This is a genomic window from Chloracidobacterium sp. N, from assembly GCF_018304765.1.
In the GTDB taxonomy this organism is placed as follows: Bacteria; Acidobacteriota; Blastocatellia; order Chloracidobacteriales; family Chloracidobacteriaceae; genus Chloracidobacterium; species Chloracidobacterium aggregatum.
This window is the reverse complement of sequence record NZ_CP072642.1, coordinates 2,415,957-2,440,247: the sequence shown is the minus strand read 5'-3', so window position 1 is coordinate 2,440,247 and position 24,291 is coordinate 2,415,957. Positions and strand designations below refer to the sequence as shown.

The 24,291-nt window shown below is 62.1% G+C and carries 15 protein-coding genes and 1 tRNA gene; 7 read left to right on the top strand and 9 right to left on the bottom strand.

Annotation, left to right across the window (positions count from 1 at the left end):
* Window positions 1–571 precede the first annotated feature (571 nt).
* Together J8C05_RS10215 and J8C05_RS10210 are read left to right on the top strand one after the other, a co-directional pair.
* A complete protein-coding gene (locus J8C05_RS10215) occupies window positions 572–2,572 on the top strand; it encodes a delta-60 repeat domain-containing protein (RefSeq protein WP_211422080.1) in 2,001 nt (666 codons plus the stop codon).
* A gap of 222 nt (window positions 2,573–2,794) precedes the next feature.
* A complete protein-coding gene (locus J8C05_RS10210) occupies window positions 2,795–5,923 on the top strand; it encodes a BACON domain-containing protein (protein WP_211422079.1) in 3,129 nt (1,042 codons plus the stop codon).
* 2,333 nt (window positions 5,924–8,256) lie between these two features.
* On the opposite strand, the gene tnpA is transcribed toward J8C05_RS10210, so the two are convergent.
* The gene (tnpA, locus tag J8C05_RS10205) at window positions 8,257–8,709 is read right to left on the bottom strand and encodes an IS200/IS605 family transposase (RefSeq protein WP_211422078.1); all 453 of its coding nucleotides are present in this window, start codon (window positions 8,707–8,709) and stop codon (window positions 8,257–8,259) included.
* A gap of 13 nt (window positions 8,710–8,722) precedes the next feature.
* The gene (locus tag J8C05_RS10200; protein ID WP_211422077.1) at window positions 8,723–9,709 is read right to left on the bottom strand and encodes an energy transducer TonB; all 987 of its coding nucleotides are present in this window, start codon (window positions 9,707–9,709) and stop codon (window positions 8,723–8,725) included.
* On the opposite strand from J8C05_RS10200, the gene J8C05_RS10195 reads away from it, so the two are divergent.
* A complete protein-coding gene (locus J8C05_RS10195; protein WP_211422076.1) occupies window positions 9,708–11,273 on the top strand; it encodes an MBL fold metallo-hydrolase in 1,566 nt (521 codons plus the stop codon). The two genes, J8C05_RS10200 and J8C05_RS10195, sit on opposite strands and share 2 nt — an antisense overlap.
* Here the strand turns inward: J8C05_RS10195 and J8C05_RS10190 are convergent.
* Window positions 11,250–11,495, bottom strand: coding sequence for a hypothetical protein (locus J8C05_RS10190; protein ID WP_058868017.1), 246 nt, complete (start codon window positions 11,493–11,495; stop codon window positions 11,250–11,252). The two genes, J8C05_RS10195 and J8C05_RS10190, sit on opposite strands and share 24 nt — an antisense overlap.
* Window positions 11,496–11,627: 132 nt before the next feature.
* Between J8C05_RS10190 and J8C05_RS10185 the strand changes: the two genes are divergently transcribed.
* Window positions 11,628–13,517 carry a tetratricopeptide repeat protein gene (locus J8C05_RS10185; protein WP_211422075.1) on the top strand — a complete coding sequence of 630 codons (1,890 nt, stop codon included), beginning with the start codon at window positions 11,628–11,630 and terminating at the stop codon, window positions 13,515–13,517.
* Window positions 13,518–13,537: 20 nt separating this feature from the next.
* Here J8C05_RS10185 and J8C05_RS10180 read toward each other — a convergent pair whose 3' ends face one another.
* The 5 genes from J8C05_RS10180 to J8C05_RS10160 all read right to left on the bottom strand — a co-directional run bounded on the left by J8C05_RS10180 (window position 13,538) and on the right by J8C05_RS10160 (window position 19,014).
* Window positions 13,538–14,551 (bottom strand): ComEC/Rec2 family competence protein, encoded by a 1,014-nt coding sequence (locus J8C05_RS10180; RefSeq protein ID WP_211422074.1) that lies wholly within the window; start codon window positions 14,549–14,551, stop codon window positions 13,538–13,540.
* Between the two features lie 953 nt (window positions 14,552–15,504).
* A complete protein-coding gene (locus J8C05_RS10175) occupies window positions 15,505–16,092 on the bottom strand; it encodes a hypothetical protein (protein WP_211422073.1) in 588 nt (195 codons plus the stop codon).
* A gap of 3 nt (window positions 16,093–16,095) precedes the next feature.
* The gene (gene lpxD / locus J8C05_RS10170) at window positions 16,096–17,181 is read right to left on the bottom strand and encodes a UDP-3-O-(3-hydroxymyristoyl)glucosamine N-acyltransferase (RefSeq protein WP_211422072.1); all 1,086 of its coding nucleotides are present in this window, start codon (window positions 17,179–17,181) and stop codon (window positions 16,096–16,098) included.
* Window positions 17,178–17,789 carry a class I SAM-dependent methyltransferase gene (locus J8C05_RS10165; RefSeq protein ID WP_211422071.1) on the bottom strand — a complete coding sequence of 204 codons (612 nt, stop codon included), beginning with the start codon at window positions 17,787–17,789 and terminating at the stop codon, window positions 17,178–17,180. Before J8C05_RS10165 ends, lpxD begins: the two co-directional genes overlap by 4 nt.
* Window positions 17,782–19,014: a Glu/Leu/Phe/Val family dehydrogenase gene (locus J8C05_RS10160; protein ID WP_211422070.1), complete on the bottom strand. Its 1,233-nt coding sequence runs from the start codon at window positions 19,012–19,014 to the stop codon at window positions 17,782–17,784. Before J8C05_RS10160 ends, J8C05_RS10165 begins: the two co-directional genes overlap by 8 nt.
* 289 nt (window positions 19,015–19,303) lie before the next feature.
* Between J8C05_RS10160 and J8C05_RS10155 the strand changes: the two genes are divergently transcribed.
* Window positions 19,304–20,824, top strand: coding sequence for an ABC1 kinase family protein (locus J8C05_RS10155; protein WP_211422069.1), 1,521 nt, complete (start codon window positions 19,304–19,306; stop codon window positions 20,822–20,824).
* 38 nt (window positions 20,825–20,862) lie between these two features.
* Here J8C05_RS10155 and J8C05_RS10150 read toward each other — a convergent pair.
* Window positions 20,863–20,945, bottom strand: a tRNA-Leu gene (locus J8C05_RS10150).
* 246 nt (window positions 20,946–21,191) lie between these two features.
* Here J8C05_RS10150 and speA point away from each other — a divergent pair.
* Window positions 21,192–23,081, top strand: coding sequence for a biosynthetic arginine decarboxylase (speA, locus tag J8C05_RS10145; RefSeq protein ID WP_058868025.1), 1,890 nt, complete (start codon window positions 21,192–21,194; stop codon window positions 23,079–23,081).
* A gap of 120 nt (window positions 23,082–23,201) precedes the next feature.
* On the top strand, window positions 23,202–24,239 hold the full coding sequence (locus J8C05_RS10140) for a deoxyhypusine synthase family protein (protein ID WP_211422068.1): 1,038 nt from the start codon (window positions 23,202–23,204) through the stop codon (window positions 24,237–24,239).
* Window positions 24,240–24,291: the final 52 nt, after the last annotated feature.

Sequence of the window (24,291 nt, the reverse complement as noted above, 5' to 3'; positions counted from 1 at the left end):
TTCTGGAGTCTCGTGTTGTGCTTTCTATAACATTGTCCTGTGAAGCTTTTTGGCTGCCTTTGCTTTTTCAGGCAGTCCCACCTATTCAATACCGGCACAAGGTGGAACTGGCTCTCCAGCCGAACCGCAGCGCGCGGCTGGCTAGGAGCGCGTCCGGTCTGTCCGTCGGCGCCCCTCTTCCTTTCCGGCGTCGCGCCGGGGGTGTCGTGTGGACAGGGATACAACCGGCCAGTTGGCGGCGTTGTGCCCCTCCGGTACTCAACCGCACCGGAGGGCGGTCGCCACGTGACCGCTGATCACGGGGTAGAAATCTTCGAGGAGGTGAGTGGCCTTATGGTTCCGGCAAAGGCATAACGCTTCGGAGCAAACGTGACCGGCACAACGCCTGGCTTGACGCGCACATGTCAGAAGGGCTAGCGTTGGCGGAAATTTTTTGGGGCTACCAGTTCGTAGTCGTGCACATGAAGACTGGTATTCGAGTAAACCATTCGGTTGACATCGCTTCGCGGTGTGCGTATCGTGCGCAGCCGTACTTCAGTCAACCAGCAGAAGTTTCTATGAGGAGGACACAATGATCTCTCATCAGCATCTTAGAGCGCCATCCTTCCGATGGCTGCTTGCGTGGGCGGTGCTGCTGGTCTTTGGCGCCGGCGGAACCGCGTATGGGCAATGCCCACCAGGTAACAATCCCCCTGCAATCTTAGGTCTGGGTGCCGGGCCGGGTAGCACCGACCGGAGTTTTGGGTATGGCAATCCAGCCTCCGGCTACAACGATCCAAGGCCAACCTTGTTGACTGATCCGACTGCCTTGATTAACAAGATCGGCATCCAGCGGACACTCCAAAGAATTGTTGCCAGGAAAGGTGAAATCCGCGCCATTGCGGTGCAGAATCTAGGCATCAACGCCAATAAGTTCATCGTTGCCGGCAATTTCGAGTACCGGGTGCCGAATACGACGACGGTGTACCGCCACATCATGCGGTTGAATCCGAACGGCACGATAGACACGACTTTTGTGCCCCCACCCGCATTTCAAGGACCTACGACGGGTGGCAATCCTGACCCCGGCCCCATCAATGCCCTGGCCGTGGATTCGCTGGACCGCATCGTGGTCGGCCGTGAGACAGCGCCCCGGCTGTTCCGGTTAATGCCGTCCGGTATGGCTGACGGTGCCTTCAACAACAACATCAACACGACGATGGCCATTACCGGTCCGGTACTGGCGGTGGAAACAGATCCCGCTAACCGCATTTACGTCGGATTGGGGAGTGGCGCTTTCATCCAGCCACCGCCACCGGCACCGCCGCTGGACACCCGTCCCTTCTTCACCCGCCTCAACCCGACGGGCACTCTTGACAACACTTTCTTCTGGGGGCCGCAGACTGCTCCATTCTTTCAGGCCAGTGTCGGCGGTCCTGTCCGGGCTATCAAGTATGTCAACGACACCGGGTTTGGGAATCCGGGAGTGGTTGTCGGGGGGGCCTTTACCCAGAGTTCGGGTGGGCTTGTGAATCTCAACAACACCCGAAATGTAACCCTTTTTGATCTGACTGGGGCAGCTGATCCCGCAGGACTGTTTTTTGGCAACTTCTTCTCTGGTTTTGATGCTCCGGTCAATGCCTTGGCGGTGAACAACACACTGGCTCCGAGTCTTATTTATGCAGGCGGGGAGTTCAGCAATGCTTTTGGCTTTGGCGGCGCACCGGTTCCGCGCGCCCGGGTGGCCGGGTTTGATGGTTTCCTTGGCGTGACCGGGCCGGTGGGGTCCGTATCAGGGGGGCTCATTCCCAACCCGGTGCGGGCGCTGGTGCTGACGGCTGGACCGCCGAACTTTGTGACCGGGACAGCCTTGCTGCACGCTGGCGGGCAGGAAACCGCCACCGCTTTTGGTGATGCCGCCCTGAGTGTGACGACGGGTGCTTATCTAGGCACTCTTGGCACGGCCTCGCCCTTCTTCCCGCCGAACCCGGCGGTGGTGCGGGCCATGGCCGCCAACAGTACCAACGGGGCGCTGTTTGGCGGGGATTTGCTCAACTCCAATGGCGAGAAGTTGGTAGCGACTTTCAACTCCAACTACAACCCACCAACCCCAACAGGTTTGCCATCTTTGGATCTCTTGGCGAATCTTACGCTGCAACTGGGTCCCACTCAGTTCTATGCCTCAGCCATTGATGGTAATGGTAACCTGTACATCGGTGGAGATGTTGGACCCGATCCTGGTACTGATGCTGACCCGGGACTAGGAAATATAGCCGAGCTGTACCGCATCTCACCCTGTGGTGACGTACAAGTTGTCGCACGGTTCAGGAATGTTGCGGGCTATCTTGTCCGTAACGATATTGACAATGGTGCCTTTGTTGACCCGTCGGAAGATATCAACCGTACCCCTAACATGGGCTTCCGGCGCGTGGATCGGACTGACCCAGCCTCTATCCGTGCCATTGCCATTGACCCACAGGGCCGGATTTACGTCGGCGGGCAGTTCAACCAGGTTTCCGACGGTCCGGGCTTTGTGCCGTGGAACAATCTGGTGCGGTTGATGAGTAACGGAAATATCGATCCGCTCTTCTAGGTGGGGCAGGATGATCCCAACCCGCCGCCGGGCTACACATCCATCCGCAAGGGCGGTCCGACCGGCTTTGGCGCACCCGGCGTTGGTTTCACTACAGTTGACCCCGAGCGCATCCAGCCGTTGCCGGTCGGTACTTGTGGTGCCCCGCCGGTTTACCCCGGTACTAGTAACCCCAGTCCCGTCCCTGGCACTGGTGAGAAGTACAACCCCAACGAAGGCCGCGTGAATGCCATTGTACTCCAGCCGGACGGCAAGGTGCTCATCGGCGGGGAGTTCAAGTGCTACAACGAAGTGCCGCGCGGTGGGATTGCCCGTCTCACGTCAACCGGTTCGCTGGACCCGACCTTTGGCGATTCATCTTTCTCGATTCCCGGCGTAGGTGACTACCTGCTCTGTGGCAATCCGGGTGGGGCAGTAGTTACAGGCATTGCGCGCAATGCTACCTTCCAAGGTATTCCACTCGTGGCTTACAACCGGGCGCGGGTCAATGCCATTCTGCTGCAACCGGATGGCAAGGTTGTGGTTGGCGGATTGTTTGCACGTGCCAATAACGTTGACCGCTACAACATTGCCCGCTTCAATAGTGATGGTACGCTGGATACGAGCTTTGCCCAAGCTGGAGCAAACTTCGCTACGGGTACTTCCGGCTTTGTGCCGCCAAACGCTTTCCTTCCCCCTCAGCCGACAGATCCACCCACGGGGCCAAACCAAGGTGCTACCTCCAACGGCCGTGGCGGTGAAGTTTTTGCCTTGGCGCGGCAGTCCCTTGGCAGCAACGCTGGGAAGATTCTCATCGGCGGACAGTTCCGGAGCATTGTCAATCCTGGTGGCAGCAGTGGAACCCCCACCGTGTGTGTGGCCTTTACCCGATTGCTTGGAGACAACGGGCGACTGGATAACACTTTCCTAGGGGGGCGCCGCAGTCAGCCACCAGGTCAGCAACCAGAATATGATATTTTCGGTTTGCGGTTTCCGTTTGGTGTCAACCTTGATCCTCTTGCAACAGTGCGGACGATTGTTGTCAAGTCAGATGACAGGCCCATCATTGGCGGGCCGTTCCTTATCGGGCCGCGGAACCTTGCCGGAACCGATGGTATCGGTTACATCAACAACCGGACGCGGGCGCGCGTCCACCGGACGGGTGTCAACGGGGAGTTTGGTGATGCCCTGAACCCCTTCCTGCCGCCACCCCCGGCGCCGCCTTACAACCCGTCTGTCCCACAGGCAACCTTTCTGTCCACATGGCTGGCGGTGCCGCCGGGCGTTGGGCAGAACCCCAATGCGCCATTGGTCTTCCAGCCTGGCCCCTATGCTGTGGCCCTGGCGGCCGGGTTTGGCGGGTTCCCGCCGCCTGTGCTTCCTCTGGGATCGCTGGCTTCCATTTTTGCCCCGGGCAGTGCCTTCCCGGGAGTTGGTAGCGGCCTGACGCCACCACCGCCACCACTACCACCAGGAGCTACTTCAGAAATCAGCTACTATCCCAACCTGCCCTTCAACCAGACACCACCCTTCGGTCTCCGTTACACCGATACGAGAATGACGGTGAACACCATCACGCTCGATCCGGATCGGCGGCGGGCCTACATTGGCGGTCTGTTCAACACCTTCGAGTCGGTGCGCGCCGACTTCCAGAATGACGGTGCCGGCACTCCCAACGGGCTGAACCTCGACATCCGGTGGCCCGGTGTCGCGGCGTTGCAGAACGGTTCGGGCTGCTCCTACGGGCTGGTCCAGCCGAGCTTCCCGCCCTCCCAGCCGATTCCCTTCCCGCAGATTCCGCCGCCCGGCCCGCCGGTTCCGCCGCCCGGCCCGCCGCCTCCCCCCATCCCCCTGGGTGCAATGAACCCGGCCGGTGGCCAGATGGTCATTGCCACGATGACCCGCAGCGCGGTTTCGCTGTGCAACCTCACCCCGACGATCACGACGAACTCGCCGTTTGTCACCATCGTGGGGGCGGTGCCGCGCAGCACGAATCCGGGCTTTGTGGACATCGTGGTGAATCTCTCCCCCAACAACACAGGGGCGAACCGGCCGGGTTCGGTGACGGTGACGCTGCCGAGTGAAACCGTCACGCCGCCAGAATTGAGGACCATCATCTTCGAATTCACCCAGGGTCCGGATTCGGGCTGCACGTACACGGCGACGGCCGTGCCGGCGAGCTTCCCTGTGGCTGGCGGCACGGGTCAGTTCCAGATTACGACCGGTTCTGGTTGCTCCTGGACGATCCCGACTACGAGTCTCCCGACCTGGATTTCGGCCAGTCCGTTGAGCGGTTCCGGTTCGAGCACGGTGAACTTCACGGTGGCGGCAAACACGGGTTCGCCACGCTCGGCGACGGTCACGGTAGCCGGGCAGAACATCACCATCACGCAGGCGGGTACCTGCACGCTGACGCTCGGCACGGCGACAGGCACTTCGCTTCCGGTGACGGGCGGCACGGGTCAGTTCACGGTGACGACCTCTTCGGGATGCACCTACACGGCGACGAGCAGTGCGCCGTGGCTGGTCATCACGGGTGGCGCGTCGGGTGGCCCGACGGGTACGGTTGCCTTCTCGGTCGGCCGCAACAGCGGTGCGGCGCGGCAGGCCACCATCACGGTGACGACGCAGGGTGCGCCGTCGCAGACGGTGACGGTCTCGCAGGCGCCGGACAGCGGTCCGGACACGGTGGGTATGTTCCGTCCGTCGAACGGCTTCTTCTACCTGCGCTTCTCGAACACCTCCGGCAATGCCGATACCGACTTCTTCTATGGTACGGCGAATGACGTGCCGCTTTCGGGCGACTGGGATGCGGACGGCGTCACGACCATCGGCATCTTCCGGAACGGTCAGTTCTTCCTGCGCAACAGCAACTCGGCGGGCTTTGCGACGGTGCCAGCCTTTGCGATTGACGGCACGCAGCCGGGAGACATTCCGATTGCGGGCGACTGGGATGGCAATGGCTCGACGACCGTGGGTCTGTTCCGGGCAGGGGTCTTCCTGCTGCGCAACAGCAACATATCCGGCCCGGCGGACATCATCATCAACTACGCGCTGCCGACCGATACGCCCATCGTAGGCGACTGGGACGGTGATGGTGTGACGACCATTGGTCTGTACCGGGCGAGCGTTGGGTTCTTCGCGCTGCGCAACACGAACTCGTCCGGTGCGCCTGACCTCCAGTTCTTCTTCGGCAACCCGAACGATGTGGCGGTGGCTGGCGACTGGGATGGCGATGGTGTGACGACCATCGGGGTGTTCCGTACGGGGACGTTCTTCCTGCGGAACAGCAACTCGGCTGGTCCGGCGAACCTGACGGTGAACTACGGTGTGCCGACTGACCGACCGGTCATCGGCAAGTGGGTACCGTAACCACACTCAGTACGGGCGGGGTGATCATCCCGCCCGTACGTAACGGGTGAAATGATGGAGGGGCGGGTTTTCAACCCGCCCCTCTTTTTTCCCCTGGGAGCGCGGGCATCTTGCCCGCGTTCCAGTTCCGTCGCTACGCGACGAGGGGGGATTCCAACCCGGCGATGTGGTGGGTTTGTCACGTGATGATTCATCCGTCGCTGACGCGACGGAAAATGATTGGGGGCGACCGTGATCCGTGGGTTGAAACCCACGGCGAAATTCCGTTGCCGCTACGCGGCAAAAATTCCGTGGGTTGAAACCCATCGTGGGTGAACCCACGGATCGCGGTTGAATATCACCAAACAACACGGGCATCTCCCCCACACACAGGAATGTGGGCGCCACCGTACGGATACACAACGGATTAGCATTCACGGTGGAATTCAACCGTCGCTGACGCGACGGAAAATGATTGGGGGCGACCGTGATCCGTGGGTTGAAACCCACGGCAAAATTCATTTGCCGCTACGCGGCAAAAATGCGGTTGCAACCTACAACCAACGGCCCACGGCCACGGGTTTTCGTCCCACGTCCCAATGGGTTTCCGCCCCACGGCGTAGGTATCCCAAAATCCGCATCATTGCATCCGGGCAACCCCCCATCGTTGGTGGAATCCCCATCGTCGCGTAGCGACGATTGAATTTAGCCGTGGGTTTCAACCCACGGATCGCGATGCCCCCAATGCCCCCGTCGCGTCAGCGACGGTTGATTTTTGCCGTGGGTTGAAACCCATCGCGGGTGAACCCACGATCCGTGGGTTGAACCCACGGCTAAATTCCGTTGCCGCTACGCGGCAAAAATGCGGTTGCAACCCACAACCAACGACCCACGGCCCATGGGTTTCCGTCCCACGTCCCACGGGTTTCCGTTCCACGTCCACGGGTTTTCGTCCCACGTCCCAATGGGTTTCCGCCCCACGGCGTAGGTATCCCAAAATCCGCATCATTGCATCCGGGCAACCACCCATCGCTGGTGGAATCCCCATCGTCGCGTAGCGACGATTGAATTTAGCCGTGGGTTTCAACCCACGGATCGCGATGCCCCCAATGCCCCCGTCGCGTCAGCGACGGTTGATTTTTGCCGTGGGTTTCAACCCACGGATCACGTCGCCCCAATTGGTTCCCGTCGCGTCAGCGACGGATGAATGCCGTCCGTCGGGGATTCGTGCGGGTGGAATCAACCCAAGGGGTGTTTCCGGTGGCCATTCCGTTCACATCACAAGGGTTGTATTCAACCGTCGCTGACGCGACGGAAAATGATTGGTGGGCGACCGTGATCCGTGGGTTGAAACCCACGGCAAAATTCATTTGCCGCTACGCGGCAAAAATTCCGTGGGTTGAAACCTATCGTGGGTGAACCCACGATCCGTGGGTTGAACCCACGGCTAAATTCCGTTGCCGCTACGCGGCAAAAATGCGGTTGTAACCTACAACCAACGACCCACGGCCCGTGGGTTTCCGTCCCATGTCCCACGGGTTTCCGTTCCACGTCCACGGGTTTTCGTCCCACGTCCCAATGGGTTTCCGCCCCACGGCGTAGGTATCCCAAAATCCGCATCATTGCATCCGGGCAACCACCCATCGCTGGTGGAATCCCCATCGTCGCGTAGCGACGATTGAATTTAGCCGTGGGTTTCAACCCACGGATCGCAGACGCCCCCCAACCCCCCCCGTCGCGTCAGCGACGGTTGAATTTAGCCCGGCGTTTCAACGCCGGGGTATGGGTTCAACCCACGGATCGCGGTTGAATATCACCAAACAACACGGGCATCCCCCACACACAGGAATGTGGGCGTCACCGTACGGATACACAACGGATTAGCATTCACAGTGGAATTCAACCGTCGCTGACGCGACGGAAAATGATTGGGGGCGACCGTGATCCGTGGGTTGAAACCCACGGCAAAATTCCGTTGCCGCTACGCGGCAAAAATGCGGTTGCAACCCACAACCAACGACCCACGGCCCATGGGTTTCCGTCCCATGTCCCACGGGTTTCCGTTCCACGTCCACGGGTTTTCGTCCCACGTCCCAATGGGTTTCCGCCCCACGGCGTAGGTATCCCAAAATCCGCATCATTGCATCCGGGCAACCACCCATCGCTGGTGGAATCCCCATCGTCGCGTAGCGACGATTGAATTTAGCCGTGGGTTTCAACCCACGGATCGCAGACGCCCCCCAACCCCCCCCGTCGCGTCAGCGACGGTTGAAATGCCATCCATTGGATTCATGCGGGCGGGACGCCCGCGCTCCCAGGATGCGGGCGGGACGCCCGCGCTCCCAGGTTGTTCCTCACCCCCACAGATACCGCTCGTCGTACGCCACCTGGTGCTTCTTCAAAAACAACAGATATTCCTCCTGAAACGTCTGCACCCGGTGATGCTCACGCTGGTTCTGAATGTATTTCACCACCTGCGGCACATTCGACCTGCTCACCGAAAACACCCCATACCCGTCCTGCCAACCAAAGTTCCGCAACTCCGGAAACACCTCGTGTATCCAGCGCGACGAATCCCCCTTGATCCGCCTGACAAGCTCCGCCGGCGAAACTGTCGGCGGCGCCATCAGCAGCACGTGAACATGATCCTCCACACCCCCAATCTGTACTGCCTTTGCCCCCTGCCGGGACGCCACACCCCCCAAGTAAGCCCAAACACGCTGCTCAATTTCCGGCCGAATGAACTTCGTCCGCTGCTTTGTGCTGAAAACAACGTGGTAGAACAACGAACTGTATGTGTTGGCCATAACCCCCTCCACACTACCGGTCATCCGCAGGCGATGACCGAAAGTTGAACGCGGCCACAAACCACGCCGCGACAGGTTTCCCCTGCCGCAAGGCCGGCCGGAAGCGCACCGCCCGCAACGCCTTCTCCACCGCCGCTTCCAGCCCGTACCCTGCCCAACGCACCACTGCCACCTCCCGCACCTGCCCGTCCCGGCCAACACACACTTCAACCATTACCGTCGCCGTGACACCCGCCGCCCGCGCCAGTCCGGTCGGCTCCGGGCGCGCCCGCACCAGTGGCACCGGCGCGGTCACGCCGGGCGGCAACACCCCGTCCCGCAAGTCAAGCACCTCGTCGGCACCATCCCCGCCCGCCGCACACCCCATCCCCGGCGTCTGTCCCCGCACCCGCCGCCAGTCCGCTGCAAAACGCTGCGCCGCCGCTTCGATGCCTGCTGCCACCGCCGGCAAAAACCCTTCTTTTCCCTCGATGAAATCCACATGCTCGCTGGCGACAAGCTGCCCCGTACGGGTTTCCACCGCGAACAGATGCAGCGTCCCGCCCACTATGGTTTGCCGGTCGGAAAGGCTGCGTTCGCCCCGCCGCAGCCGCACAAGCACGTAGCCTTCGCTGCCCACCCGCGCCCCAAGCGCCTGCGCCGCCGTACAGGTCGGGTTGAAATCCAGCGGCCTGCCGGCTGGGACTGCCGCAAACACCTGTGCGCGTGGCACTACTTCCAGCCCTTCCCGTGCCAAAGCCTGCTCCAGCGCCGCCAGCAGCCCTTCCGACGTAACACCGCCCACGTCGTCGGCGATGTCGGGCGGCAGAACAGCCACCGTCAGCGGCTCATCCGACACAAACAGCCCGGCCGGAAGCGGCCTGGCACCGGCCGGCAGCGCCCACAGGCAGCCTCCCCACAGCCCAACCAGCAACAACCACAACCAACAATACGTGACGTGGTGCGCCCCAAGCGTGTATTGTGAACGTTGCGGCCACACCGGCGCCCTCTGATTCACCATGACTTCTGTTGTTCCCAAGTACGCATCGGCTGTGATCCTACTGCGCCGGAATGAAGCCGGCGACTGGCGCTTTTTCTGGGCCCGGCGCGCCCAGGCTGCGCCCTTTCTCGGCGGCTACCACGCCTTTCTGGGTGGTCGCCGCGACCCGGAAGACGAACAGGTACCCGTACGCCACGCCACCGACCCGGAACACGCCGCCCAGTGTGCATGTGCGGTGCGCGAGGTCTTCGAGGAAGCGGGCATCCTGCTGGCCGAAAGCCGGTTGACTGCGCCCGAAACGCGGCTGGCCGTACGCGCCGACCTGATGGCCGGCCGCCTGACCTTTGCCGAAGTGTGTGCGCGTTTTGCCGTCGAAATTGACGCGCGCCGCCTCATCCCGGGCGGGCGATGGGTGACGCCGGTGGGTGTCCCGCGCCGCTACGACACCACGTTTTTCGTCAGCCGGCTCGACGGCGCGGACGAACCCGAACTCTGGCCCGATGAAATGGTGGACGGACAGTGGGTGACGCCAGCGGAAGCCATGGCCGCCTGGGCGCAGGGCGCGGTGCGGCTTGTGCCGCCAACCCTGCACAGCGTCCGCAGCCTGCTGCGCTGGACGACCGAAGGTTTTGCCGGGCGGGAGGATTTCCAGCGTCTGCGCGAGTTGCTACATGATCATCCTGCCGCTCATGGCGAGCCGCCAGCTTTTATCGAACTGGCGCCGGGGATCGTCACCTTTCCGGTTCGTACGCCGACCCTGCCGCCGGCCACGCATACGAACTGCTACCTGGTGGGCGACCGGGAACTGGTCGTCATTGATCCGGCTTCACCCTACCCCGAAGAGCAGGCACGCCTCGATGCCCATCTGACGTGGTTGGCCGAACAATGTGGTGCGCGGGTGACGGCCATCTGGCTGACCCATCACCATCCCGATCACGTTGGAGGAGCCGCCCACTTGAGCCGGCGCTGGAATGTGCCGGTTGCCGCCCATCCCATCACTGCCCGGCTGCTGGAAGGCAAGGTACAGGTTTCACAGTGGCTGGCCGACGGCGACGGGCAGTTCATCCCGGCGTCGCCGGCCATGGGAAGGTGGAGCACCACGCCGCCGGGCTGGCCCGGCTGGCGGCTGCGCGCAGTGTTTACGCCGGGTCATGCGCCGGGCCATCTGTGCTTTTTCGAGGAAACGACCGGCACACTGCTCAGCGGCGACATGGTGGTGGGGCTGGGCAGCGTGCTCATTGATCCTGATGAGGGCGATATGGCGGCATACCTCGCTTCGCTGCGGCGGCTTCAGTCGTTGCCGGTGCAGCTCATTGCGGGCGGTCACGGGCCGGCGCTGGGCGAGCCGCAGGCAGTTCTGGCGGCTTACCTGACCCATCGCCAGCAGCGGGAAGAGTCCATTCTGGCTGCACTGCGTTCCGGGGCGACGACGGTCGCCGATCTGGTGGCCGTGGTGTATGCCGACACGCCGGCGGCGCTGCACCCGCTGGCCGCACGGTCGGTACAGGCACATCTCGTGAAGCTGACGCGCGAAGGGAAAGTGCAGCAGTCCGGGGGCCGCCTACAGCTTGCCGACGTTGCCTGAACCGGCATACTCGGAGCTGACCACCATGCGAAGCTGCTTGTTCTGTACGGAAACGCCGACGAACCGGCTGCCGCAGACCGGGCAGTACATCGGATCGCCCGGCTTGGGTGCGGCCCAGCCCGGACGGGTCGGCTTGAAGTGGGCGGCCTTGAGTTCGACCGGTTCGGGGCCGACGTAGGTGTAGATTTCAGAGTTGCAGAAGGTGCAGATGACAGGCTTCATGGTTTCTTCGTTTTCTTCGACGGAGCCACTTGTTTCAAAGCGGAGAACAAAAGTGAAGCCTAGTTTGCGCCAGGGGCGGACAGCAATCCGTATCGGCGCATTCATTCGGCGCGGCTTCGTCCGACAGTTTTCATGGTGAACATCCAGAAGTTTGCCGCATATCGGCACTGGCCGTGGCTGCTGGCCGTTGGGCTGGCCGGGCTGGTCTATGCCAACACCCTGGGCAATGGGTTTACGTATGACGACACGCCCATCATCGTCAACAACCCTACCATCCGGTCGCTGGCCGATGTGCCACGCCTGTTTTTGGCCGGCTACTGGGATCACCAGCAGGACGGCGGCAACAATTACCGTCCCCTGTTGGTAACTACTCTGGCGGTGGACTATGCCCTGTGGGGGCTGCGTCCGGTCGGCTATCACCTGACCAACCTTATCCTCCACGCCGCCAACACGGTCTGGGTGTGGTGGCTGCTGCGGTGCTACCACGCAGCGCCCTGGCTGGCGCTGCTGGCGGCGCTGGTGTTTGCCGTGCATCCCGTACACACCGAGGCCGTGGCGAATGTCGTCGGGCGGGCTGAGTTGCTGGGGATGTGCTTTGGCGGGCTGATGTGGTGGGGCTGGGTGCAGGCGCGCTGGGATACGGAGCGTGCCGGATGGTGGCGCGCCCTGGCGGCGGCGGGCTATCTGGCGGCGATGCTGTCGAAGGAAAACATGGTCGTGCTGCCGGCGGCGCTGTGGCTGGCAGAGGTATTGCGCGCGCGGCATCGTCTCTGGCGCGCAGGCTGGCCGGCATGGTGGGCCACGACGCGCCCTTTCTTCTGGCTGGTGATTCCGTGGTTGCCTTATGCCGGGTTGCGCCTCGTGAGCCAGCAGGGGTTTCAGCCAACCGGGGCGCTGTCGGGCAATCCCATGTATGCCCAAACGCTTTGGGAACGGCTCGTCACCATGGCAGGCGTTTCCCTGGAATGGTATCGGCTGGTGTTTCTGGGGTTTCCCCTCAAGCCCTGGTACGACGCGCACAATCTGGCGCTGACACCGGTCTGGAGCTGGCGCACAGGGCTTGGCGGATTGGTCACGCTTGGTCTGGTCGTGGGGGCGGTGGCGGCCGTGCGACGTTTTCCGCTGCTGACCTTTGCGGTGGGCTTCTGGTTCATCACGCTGGCACTGGTGAGCAACATCATTGCGCCACTGTGGACGCCCCTTGGAGAACGCTGGCTGTATGTGCCGTCTGTGGCTTATGCGATTGCCGTCGCTTGGGTGCTGGTCAGACTGGGTGGAATGACCAGCCAGCAGCCGGCAGCCGCCTGGCGGGTCGGCGTCAGTGTGGGCATGGCGCTGGTGTTGTTCATCGGTTATGCCTACGGGACGAGTCGGCGCAACCTCGACTGGCAAAGCGACTGGCGGCTGTTCACACGTTTTCTGGAAACCGATCCGCAGCATCCATTGCCCTACACGTCGCTGGCCCACGCCTGGCAGACGACTGACCCGGCACAGGCGCGTGCTTACTATGAACAGGCACTGGCGCGCGTGCCGAACTTCTTTCTGGCGCTGCTGGGGTTGGCACAACTCGACCTGCGTGAAGGACGCATCGAAGCTGCCCATGCAAGGTTGGGTCAGATGGTTGCTGCCAAACCGCCGGAAGTCGTGCCGACTGACGCCGACTGGGGGCTGGTACACGCCCTTTATGCCCGGACGCTTGCCCTGCAGGGTGACACCGCCCACGCCCTGGAACAGATTGCCGAGGCGCGGCGCTACGGGCCGCGGGATGCCCCGACGCTGACGAGCTGCGCCATCGCCTATGTAAACCTTGGTCAGCCGGCCGAAGCCGAAAGCCTCCTGCGCGAGGCGCTGGATTTGGGTGTGGATACGCCGACGATTCGGTTCAACCTGGGGGCAGTGCTGCTCCGGCAGGGCCGGACGGACGAAGCGGAGCGCCATTTTGAGGCCGCACTGCGCCTGGACCCGGACTTTGCTCCGGCGCGCCTGGCCCTTGACAGGCTCCGTCCGGCAGATACGCCGTAGCAACACAGGGGCCGGGTTTGTTACCCGGCGCGGCGGCGGGGCATTTCGTCGCCGGAATCGTTGGCGGTATCGGGCTGGCGTCCGCGCCAGAGTTCATTTGCCGCCACCTGACGGGTGGTTGTCACGCGATGTTCCTGCCCGTTGGTAGTCAGGGTGATGTCACCGTGCAGGTCGGTACGATAGAGCGCGACATCGAGGCGGCGCAGGCGGTCGAGTGTCGCCTGGGTGGGGTGGCCGTAGCGGTTCGTCGCGCCACAGGAAATGATGGCTACGGAGGGTTTGGCGGCGCGCAGGAAGCGCTCCCTGGTCGAATGCCGGGAGCCGTGGTGGGCTACCTTGAGCGCCGTGACCTGGAGCGGTGCACCGTCGGCAATGAGCCGGTCTTCGGTTTCGTCTTCGGCGTCGCCAGTCAGGAGCATGGAAAACTGTCCGTAGTCGAGCCGTACGACGACGGAGTTGGCATTGAGGTCGCTGCCGGAAACATTTTGCAGCCAGGGTTGCCGTGGCCCGAGCACGGAGAGGGTGATGCCGTTGTCGAGGTTGAACTTCTGCCCGGCTTGCGCCACCGTGAGCCGCCCGACGTGCTTTTTGACGGCTTCGAGCATGCGGCGGTAGGTCAGCGTGGTGTGTTCCTGTCCGCTGTCGAGGAAGTTCTTGACCTTGACGCTTTCCAGAACGTAGCCCATGCCGCCGATGTGGTCGGCGTGGGGGTGGGTGGCGATGACGAGGTCGAGTTCGGCGATACCCTGCTGTCGTAAAAATGCCACCACCTTTGACCCGGCTTCGGCTGGCCCGGCGTCAATGAGGATGGTTTTCTTCTCCGGCGTGACGATGAGGTAGCTGTCGCCCTGGCCAACGTCAATGGCGTGGATGTGCAGCAGTTTTCCGGCCAGCGGCGGCGGTCCGGGAATGAGCCGGTCACGGAAATGCCACAGCAGCCAGAGTGAGGCCGCAGCCAGACCGAGCAGGCCAACAACCAGCAGGCAACCCTGCCATCCACGGCGCGCAGATGATGAACGGCGATCCTTACGCATGGGTGCTTCCCCAGGGAGCGCGGGCGTCCCGCCTGCACCTTGGCAGGGGTGTGGGCATTTTGTCTGCCTGAACTCTAACGAATGGTATTCAATCGTCGCTGACGCGACGAGGCTGGGAGCGCGGGCGTCCCGCCCGCATGGGGGTGTGTGGGCAACCGTGATCCGTGGGTTGAAACCCGTACCCCGGCGTTGAAACGCCGGGCTAAATTCAACCGTCGCTGACGCGACGAGGCTGGGAGCGCGGGCGTCCCGCCCGCATGGGGGTGTGTGGGCAACCGTGATCCGTGGGTTGAAACCCGTACCCCGGCGTTGAAACGCCGGGCTAAATTCAACCGTCGCTGACGCGACGCGGGAGGATTTCAACCCGGCGGTGTCGTGATTGCCCGCACATAACGATGTGGATTTTGGGATACCTACGCCGTAGGACGGAAACCCGTGGACGTGGGCCGTTGGTCGTGGGCTGCAACGCATTTCTGCCGCGTAGCGGCAACTGAATTTAGCCGTGGGTTTTAACCCACGGATCGTGGGTTCACCCACGATGGGTTTCAACCCACGGAATTTTTGCCGCGTAGCGGCAAAAATGCGGTTGTAACGACCAACGAATGACCAATGGCCTCCACGGCCGTGGGTTTCTGCACCACGGCACGGGCATCCCACACATCCCCCATCGTCGCGTACGGGCAACCACCACACCACCAGGTTGACATCCCCCCGTCGCGTAGCGACGGATGAATTTAGCCGTGGGTTTTCAACCCACGGATCACGTCGCCCCCGAGCGCCCCCGTCGCGTAGCGACGGTTGAATTGAATCATCCCGCGTCCCCAACCCCACACCGCTGGGTTGACATCCCCATTATCGCGCCGCGACGGGCCACCTGGGAGCGCGGGCGTCCCGCCCGCGTGAAACGGCTCACAGATCCCCGCGGGCGGGACGCCCGCGCTCCCAAGCTCGTTTCACCACGACACACCTGCTCTCCCAACAGCAGAATAGCCGTCATCGGCAAGCTGCCGGGCGCGGACGTTGGCGTTGGGTGTTGTACGGGCGTCCACGGTGAAATCAATGTGCTCGAAGCCCGCCAGCCCCTTGATAGCCAGCCGTTCGCCAACCTTGCGGGAAAAATCCGGCGCATCATCGGGGCCGGTGCGGTACGTGAAGGCCCGCAAAATCACGGCAAAGGGTTTGCCATCGGCCAGTCGCCACTCGGCTTTGCGCCCTTTTTCGCGGGTGTAGCCGGGGGCCTGCCCCTCGGCAAGCAGACGCGAAAAGCTCCGGTTGCGCGATTCGACAAAAATATCGGCTGCGAAGGCGCTGAAACTCACCTTGAGGCGATAGTTGCCATAACCGGTGCAGTACATCGGCGCGTCACTGCCTTCTGAAGCCCCTGTGTTGTCGTAACGGCAGCGCAGATTGAGGTCGGTGTAGGCGCTGGTAAAGGCCACCGGTGCGGCAGCGCGGCCGGGCAGTGTCGTTACAAGCAGCACAAGCGCCGCCAACAACGCGATGCCATATTTTTGGAAGTGGAAACGATGGGGTGTCATCATGGGCTATCCTTTCCGGGAAGTTTCATTTTCGCGCGCTGCCAGTTCGAGTGCCTTCAGGCGGGCTTCGAGATGCTGGACCTGTTTGAGCAGGTCGGGAAGTCGCGCCTGAGCCGCCGAGACGCGCAGCCACTGCCGGCGGTCCACCGCCGGGTAGCCGGCGACCTGTTGCCCGGCCGGGACATCGTTCGGAATGCCGCTCTGGGCCAGTGCCGTAACGCCGTCGCCAATTGTCAGGTGGCCGGCGACGCCAACCTGCCCGGCGAGGATGACCCGTGAGCCAATCGTGGCGCTGCCGGCAATCCCAACCTGGGCGCACAGCAGGGTGTCTTCCCCAACTTCGACGGCGTGACCAATCTGCACGAGGTTGTCGAGCTTGGCGCCGCGCCGGATGCGGGTTTCCCCCACGCTGGGACGGTCAATCTGTGTACCGGCGCCGATTTCCACGTCGTCTTCAACGATGACGCGCCCGGCCTGCGGGATTTTTTCCCAGCTTCCATCCGGGCGCTTCGCGTAACCGAAACCATCACAGCCGATGGTGACGTGGTTGTGGACGATAACCCGGCAGCCGAGTTCGACCTGTTCCCGGATGACGACGTGGGCATGAAGCACCGAGTCGTCGCCGATGCGGGCGCCGTCATAAATGACCGTGTGGGCGAAAAGCCGGACCCGGTCGCCCAGGACGACGTTTTCACCGACAACCACGTAGGGGCCAACAGACACTTCCGCTCCCAACTGCGCCGAAGGCGCGATGATCGCCGTGGGATGAATGCCCGACGAAGGCCGCGGCGGCCGGTAAAACCAGCCAGCCATCCGGGCAAAGGCCAGGTAGGCGTCCGGTGCACGGACGACCGGGCAGGGCAGCCCTTCCGTGGCAACACCCTGACTGACGATGATCGCGGCGGCGCGTGTTGTCCGGGCTTTGGCCGCGTAGCGTGGGTTCGACAGAAAGGTAAGCTCTGTGGGCCCGGCTTCGTCGAGGCCGGCCACGCCCGTGATGACGGTCCCGGCCGCGTCGGCTGCGCCCTCCACCGTGTAGCCAAAGGCAGCCGCAAGGTCACGAAGAGTGGGCGCGGATGGAAGGTGGTTCATGGTGCAGGTGGAGCGCCGTCCGGTTTGACGACTTCGAGTTCAAAATAGACTTCTTTCCCCCGGACGAGGGCATTCAGATACTGTTCCCAGAAACGCCGCAGGAAGCGCCAGCGGGGATGGCGACGATCCAGATTGACGAGCCATTCCAGTCCACAGGCGCGCCACAGGTTCAGAAGCGTAACGTAGGGCGGGCGCTGACGAAAGCGCACCGGGGCGTAGAAGTCAAACACTTCCTGCCCGACGGTCAGGTTGCGAAAGGAATAACTGTTGAGATGGTTGCGGTGGGTCAGATCGGTGGCAAAGTCGGGATTCGTCCAGTGGGGGGCCACGAGCAGAACCCAGCCGCCGGGACGCACGATGCGGTGCAGTTCAATGATGACCGCCAGCGGTGATTGAACGTGCTCGATGACGTGCCGCCCGATGACGGCATCGAAGGCGTGCGCGGGAAAGGGGTAGGGCACGTCATCGAGGTTGTGAACCAGATCGGCGTCCGCGTGGGGGTTGGCATCCATCCCCAGCGCGCCGGGGGTTTTGTTGCGTCCACAGCCGATGTCCAGGACGCGCTGGCCCGCCAGCCGCGCCATCCACTGGGCGAGGACATCAGGCATAGATGCCGCGCAGCGCCAGGTCGCGCCCCATGTGCTGGACGCCCACGAGATAGCTGGCATCCCGCAGGTTCACGCCGTAGGTCTCGGCCGCCTTGACGACATTGTGGTACATCGCCGTGACTTTGTCGCGGAGACGCTCCAGGACGACGTGCCGCCGCCAGCGGAAGCCAATCCGGTTCTGCACCCACTCGAAGTACCGCACGATGGTGCCGCCGGATTCGCCCATAATCGCCGGGATAACGTAAATGTCCGAGTCGTCAAGGATTTGGCTGGCCTCGACCGTGCTGGCCCCGTACGCGGCTTCACACAGGATACGGCAGCGGAGTTTGTAGGCGTTTTTGGCCGTGATCTGGTTTTGCAGGTAAGCCGGGACGAGCACATCGCAGTCGATGGTGAGCAGTTCTTCGTCGGTGAGGGTGTCGGCTTCGGTGTAACCGGCCAGTGAGCCGTTGTGGGCGAAGTATTCCAGCACATCCGGGACATCGAGGCCGTCGGGATGATAGACACCGCCGCCGGAATCAGTAATTGCAATGACCTTGTAGCCGGCCTGGTGAAGCAGCTTGGCGGCTGAACCGCCACGGCGTCCGGCCCCCTGGATGGCAACCCGTGGTGGGACCGGTTTGTTGCCCAGGTGCTTGAATGTGGCATCAAGCAGACACCAGACGCCGTAGCCGACGGATTCGTGCGAGCCGTGGGAGCCGCCCAGTTCGAGTGGTTTGCCGGTAACGATGGCCGTGACGGTCTGGCGCGCATGCATCGAATAGGTGTCCATGATCCACGCCATGACCTGCTGATCGGTACTGAAATCCGGCGCCAGAATGTCCCGCTCGGTGCCGATGATGTCGAGAATTTCAACGACATACCGGCGGGTCAGACGTTCGAGTTCGTGAATGGAGAGTTGGTTGGGATCACAAATGATGCCCCCCATCGAGCCGCCAAAGGGCACATCAGCAACGGCGGAGGTGAGGGTGGCCCAGAGCGCCAGAGCGCGCAGGTCATCGAGGGTCAGGTCAGGACGGTAGCGCAATCCGCCGTGCATCGGCCCCATGGCGACGTGATGCTGCACGCGGTAGCCGGGGAAAATCTGGATTTCTCCCGAATCCATCTCGACCGGCAGGTTGACGGCCAGTTCCCGGCCGGGCAGACCCAAAATGAGCCGGTAGTTGGGGTCCAGGTTCAGGATGTCGGCCGCCCGGTTGAAATACATGCTCACGACGCGCGTCATGCGCGATTTCCCGTCCGGTTGCGAGTCAAGATCAGGAAGTGAATGCGAGGAGAGGGACAGGAGGGGGTTGCTCATAAACGTAAGTCCTTGGTGAAGTGGGAAGTGACACCGTAAACAGGTTTTTACACCGGGCTGGTGACGAATTTCATTCGTTTTTTGGCCGGACGGCTTCCGGCAGCGTCAATTTCCGGCGTCATGGGCTAGGCTGTGATCAGTAGTTGGTCTATCCCCCGGCTGAAGCTTGCCGATGAGGCTCCTGGGCTGCGTCGCGCCGGAGTGCATCCGTGGTATGTCAACACACCTGTTTCGTCGTTTCGTCACCATTTTCCGGGTTCTGCTGCCCTTTTTTCTCGCCTGGCTGGTGAGTTTCCTGCCCCTTGGGTCCCGCGCGGCACGCCAAGCCCGCGCGGCGCGCCGGTTACGTGAGGCGCTGGAGCAGTTGGGCATTGTGTTCATCAAGGTAGGGCAGGTCGTCGGCGTCCGTACGGACACCCTGCCGCCGCCGTACGCCGCTGAACTGGCCCGGCTTCAGGATGCTGTCCGCCCGGTGCCCATCCACCTGGTGAAACCCTTTCTCGAACGTGAGTACGGGCGCGTGCTGTCGGAACTGTTCGAGCGTTTTGACCCGGAACCGCTGGCAACGGCCAGCATCGGGCAGGTTCACCGGGCGCAGTGGCGTGGGCGTGAAATCGTCGTCAAGTTTCTCAAACCGGACACGCTCCAGTTGCTGGAAACCGATTTCGAGCTGATCCGGCGGATGGCGGGCGCATTGCGCCGGGTGTCGGGAACGCCCATCTGGGAAGACATCTTGACCGTTGTGGGACGCTTTGAAGCCGGGTTTCGGGAAGAGGCTGACTTTGCCGCCGAGCGCCGGCATGCCATCCGTTTGCGGGAGATACTGGCGCCGTTTCCCGATGTCGTCGTGCCGGAGACAATTGACGAACTGTGTACGCCGCGGGTGCTGGCGCTGGAGTTTGTGGATGGCTGCCGGATTGCCGATGTGGAGGCCGTGCGGCGGATTGTCCGCCAGCCCCGGCGTCTGCTCGACCGTCTGGTGCACATGTATGCCTACATGATTCTGTGTGAGGGCTACTACCATGCCGATCCGCATCCGGGGAACTTTCTGGTGCTGCCGGACGGACGCCTGGCGCTGCTCGACTTTGGCATGGTGCAGACGCTCCGCGCGGAAACCCGGCAGGCGCTGGCCGATCTGGTGCGTGCCGCCCTGCGCGGCCGCACTGACGAAGTGGTGGAAGGGTTTTACCGGCTGGGACTTGTCTCCCCCGACACGCCGCGTGACCAGGCCCGGGCTGCCATTGCCGAGATTGGCCAGATCAACGTCCTGCAATCGAATACCAAAAACCGCATTGCTGCCGTCGGCGAGGCCGTCGAGCGCAGCCGGGTGCGGTTTCTGCTGCCGGAAGACCTGGCTTATGCCTTTCGCCTGATTCAGATGCTTGAAGGCGTGGCGTCCTACTATCAGCCGGGCTGGAATGTCATTGCCGACGGCGGGGCCGGGATACAGGCGGCGCTCGAAGACCTGGTGAGTGGTGTCGCCTCCCGGCGTGCAGAAAAACGCCCGGCAGGTGCTTCAGCACAGGCTCCGGGGCGGTCAGTGGTCAATGGCGCGCGTCTGCGTCCGGCGGAAAGCCCCGTGCGGCGGCTGTTCCAGAGTGTGCAGGCGTGGCTGTCGCCGGTAGCCGAGCGCCTCGACAGCGTGGCGACACCGGAGGCCGGTCCAGCGGAGAGCGGGCCGGGTTCGTTGCCAGTGAGCAACGGAACGGCTGCCCACGCGCCCCGGAGTGCATGACCGGGGGACCCAGTGAGCAGGCTGTGGCGGGAAAACAGTGCCGGAGGAGAGACTCGAACTCTCACGGGGTTGCCCCCACCGGATTTTGAGTCCGGCGCGTCTACCATTCCACCACTCCGGCAGCCGGAAAAAGCAGCCCGGAAGTATAGTCAGCCAGTCTGTGGAATGTAAAGACACCCCGGGACGCACGCGCACGGCAGCGGCGGCAGAGACCCTGAAAACAACGGCCATGTCCTTGAAATGACTGGCTTTGGGTGCGATTGACCGGGATGGACTTTTTTTTGACGCTGCACGTCGTGTTTGCTACATTCACGGGCTTGTTTGCGTCGTTGTCCAAAGACGTGATTCCAGGCCACGAGGGCAGGTAATGAAAGCAAAGCTCGAGGAGGTCGCACAGACCTATGGCATTGAAAACTGGGGCGCCGGATATTTCAGCATCAACAAAAAAGGCCATCTGGTCGTGCATCCCAGCGAGTATGACCGCCGTGGGGCCGACCTCATGGAGATCCTGGAAGACCTCCAGCGCCGCCGCATTCATGCCCCCCTGCTCCTGCGTTTTCCCCAGATTCTCGTCAACCAGATGAAAAAACTGACCGGGGCCTTTCGGAGCGCCATCCGCGAGTTCGACTACAAGGGGCGGTACTATGGCGTGTTTCCGATGAAGGTCAACCCCCGGCGGGAAGTTGTCGAGGAGTTTCTGCGCGCCGGCCGGCGCTACGACTTCGGGATTGAAGTCGGCAGCAAGCCGGAACTCTATGCGGCGCTGGCCAATGAGCAATCGGCCGATTCCCTGATGATTTGCAACGGCTTCAAGGACGAAAGTTACATCCGTCTGGCGTTGCTGGGGACGGAACTGGGGAAAAATGTCGTCATCGTCATCGAGAAAATCGGTGAGCTGGAAACCGTCATCCAGTTGGCGCAGGAAATCGGTGTTTCGCCGCTGCTTGGCATTCGCGTCAAGCTCTATTCGAAAGGGAGCGGCCGGTGGGAAAAATCCGGCGGTGAATCAGCCAAGTTCGGTTTGACGACGAGCGAAATTCTGGAAGTCATTCGCGTGCTGCGCGAACACGAAATGGTGGATTCGCTGCGTCTGCTCCACTTCCACATCGGTTCCCAGATCACGAGCATCAAGCGGGTCAAGAACGCCATCAAGGAAGCCGCGCGGGTCTATGCCAAGATTCGGGCCATGAAAATCAACATTGAGTACATGGATGTCGGCGGCGGACTTGGTGTGGACTATGACGGCAGCCGGACGAGTTCGGAATCCTCGGCCAACTACACCGTGCAGGAATTTGCCAACGATGTCGTCTATACCATCAAGAGCGTGTGCGAGGACGAAGACGTACCGGAACCGAACATCATTACGGAATCGGGACGAATGCTGACCTCCTACCATGCCGTGCTCGTGGCCAACATCCGGGCGGAAATCGAAACGGTGGTGGGAGAGTACGAAGCTGTCAAAGTGGATGACAACGATCCCCAGGTTATCGTGGAACTCAAGGACCTGTGCATGGGCATCAACTCGAAAAATTATTCCGAGTACTACCACGACGCCATCGAGCACAAGGATGAACTTTACACACTGTTCAACCTGGGGCTGATTTCCCTGGAAGACCGGGCCAAAGGAGAAATTCTTTTCTGGGAGGTTTGTGAACGGACGGCCAAGTATGCCCAGAACGACAAAAGCATGATGGAGGAATACGAGGAACTGCGGCAGATGCTGGCCGCAAAGTATCTGTGCAACTTTTCCATCTTCCGTTCGCTGCCCGATAGCTGGGCCATCAATCAACTGTTTCCGATTATGCCACTCCACAAACTGGACAAGACTCCGACCGAATTGGCGACACTGGTGGACATTACCTGCGATTCGGATGGGGTGATTGACAAGTTCGTGGACCTGAAAGACATCAAGGAAACACTCGAACTCCATCCCTTCAAAGGAGAACCGTATTTTCTGGGCGTGTTTCTCGTCGGGGCCTATCAGGAGGTCATGGGGAGTGGACACAACCTGTTCGGGGCACTCAATGAGGCGCACATCGTGATTGAAGATGAAGGCTACCTCATTACGAAGGTTGTGCCGGGCGGAACCCTGGGCGAGGCGGTTGAGACGGCGCGTTACGAGCGGTCGGCGCTCCAGGAAGGTTTTGGCGAACTGGCGGCCGAGCAGGTCAAGCGTGGGCGACTCTCGGCTGAACGCGCCAACGAGTTGTGCCGGCAGTATGAAAGCTATGTGTCCTGCTATACCTATCTGAGCTGAACCGAAACGCGCGCGTCGGCTTTTCTGAGCGGACTCCGGCGGTGGTGATGATGTGGCCTGTATTGACGTTGAGAAAGCCGGCGCGCCGAACTCACGCTCTGGCGTACGAAACGAGAGATCATGAGCAAAAAAGCGAAAGCATCGCCTTACTTGAAGCGCCCCACCGACCCCATCGAAATTGATCGTGACCGAAGCGTTGCCGGGCTGTTGGCCAAGTTTGAGGCGACTTCTTTTCAGGCCCGCAATCTGGCCATTGCCCACAATATCTGGCTCAACATGCTCGATGACACCTGCACCATCGTGCTGGGGCTGAGTGGCCCGCTGATTCCGGCCGGGATGCGGCGGCTCATTGCCTGGCTGATTCGCAACCGGTACGTGGATGTGGTCATCACTGACGGTCTGACCGCCTTTCACGACGTGCATGAATCGCTCGGACGCCAGCACTACCAGGGCTCACCGCTGACGGCGCCAAGCGAGCTTCAGTCGCATGGCATCGCCCGGCTGTACGACACGCTGTTGAGTGAAGAAGAGGTGCGGGAAGCCGATGAGTGGCTGCGCAGCTTCGTCAACATGCAGGACATGACGCGCCCATACGCCACCCGCGAGTTTTTGAACCTTCTCGGCCACGAACTGGCCGAGATTGCCAGCGAAGATGGCATTTTGACGGCGGCGTACAAGGCGCGCGTCCCGGTGTTTTGTCCCGGCGTGACGACCTCGCCGCTGGTGCGCGGCATCGCCGCCGGACGGATTGACCGCAAGTCGCCGTTTCTGTTCGATGTCATTCAGGACGTGGTGGAAATGGCCCACATTCTGGTGGGGTCAACCAATGTCGGCGGGCTGTACTTTGGCTCCAGCCTCTGCAGTGATTTCGTGCGCCAGGCCCAGGCCACCGGGACGGTCGTCAATGCCCGTCTGCGACCGCTGAAGTACGTCGTGCAGGTGACGCTGGAGAGCGGCGCCATGTGGCATCCGGTCGAGGATGCTGACAACTGGAGCCGGGCCGCCAAGGAACTACGGAGCGTAACGACTTACTGCGATCCCACCATTGCCCTCCCGATGCTGGTGACGGCACTGACGCAGAGCGCCGCCCGCCAGATCAAGGCCCGGCGCAAGCCCACCTTCACGCTGGGGCGCGACCTGGTGATGAGTGCCACTTAGCATCACTGGGGGGCGTGGCGCCCGACGGAAACCAGGCGCACACGGAGCGCTG

Bases quoted from the DNA above. Each gene is read 5' to 3' on its own strand.
- J8C05_RS10140 (WP_211422068.1), top strand. From the start codon at position 23,202: ATGAGCAAAAAAGCGAAAGCATCGCCTTACTTGAAGCGCCCCACCGAC.
- tnpA (WP_211422078.1), bottom strand. From the start codon at position 8,709: ATGGCCAACACATACAGTTCGTTGTTCTACCACGTTGTTTTCAGCACA.
- lpxD (WP_211422072.1), bottom strand. From the start codon at position 17,181: ATGAACCACCTTCCATCCGCGCCCACTCTTCGTGACCTTGCGGCTGCC.
- J8C05_RS10180 (WP_211422074.1), bottom strand. From the start codon at position 14,551: ATGCGTAAGGATCGCCGTTCATCATCTGCGCGCCGTGGATGGCAGGGT.
- J8C05_RS10200 (WP_211422077.1), bottom strand. From the start codon at position 9,709: ATGGTGAATCAGAGGGCGCCGGTGTGGCCGCAACGTTCACAATACACG.
- J8C05_RS10190 (WP_058868017.1), bottom strand. From the start codon at position 11,495: ATGAAGCCTGTCATCTGCACCTTCTGCAACTCTGAAATCTACACCTAC.
- J8C05_RS10195 (WP_211422076.1), top strand. From the start codon at position 9,708: ATGACTTCTGTTGTTCCCAAGTACGCATCGGCTGTGATCCTACTGCGC.
- J8C05_RS10160 (WP_211422070.1), bottom strand. From the start codon at position 19,014: ATGACGCGCGTCGTGAGCATGTATTTCAACCGGGCGGCCGACATCCTG.
- speA (WP_058868025.1), top strand. From the start codon at position 21,192: ATGAAAGCAAAGCTCGAGGAGGTCGCACAGACCTATGGCATTGAAAAC.
- J8C05_RS10185 (WP_211422075.1), top strand. From the start codon at position 11,628: ATGGTGAACATCCAGAAGTTTGCCGCATATCGGCACTGGCCGTGGCTG.
- J8C05_RS10175 (WP_211422073.1), bottom strand. From the start codon at position 16,092: ATGATGACACCCCATCGTTTCCACTTCCAAAAATATGGCATCGCGTTG.
- J8C05_RS10155 (WP_211422069.1), top strand. From the start codon at position 19,304: ATGTCAACACACCTGTTTCGTCGTTTCGTCACCATTTTCCGGGTTCTG.
- J8C05_RS10165 (WP_211422071.1), bottom strand. From the start codon at position 17,789: ATGCCTGATGTCCTCGCCCAGTGGATGGCGCGGCTGGCGGGCCAGCGC.
- J8C05_RS10215 (WP_211422080.1), top strand. From the start codon at position 572: ATGATCTCTCATCAGCATCTTAGAGCGCCATCCTTCCGATGGCTGCTT.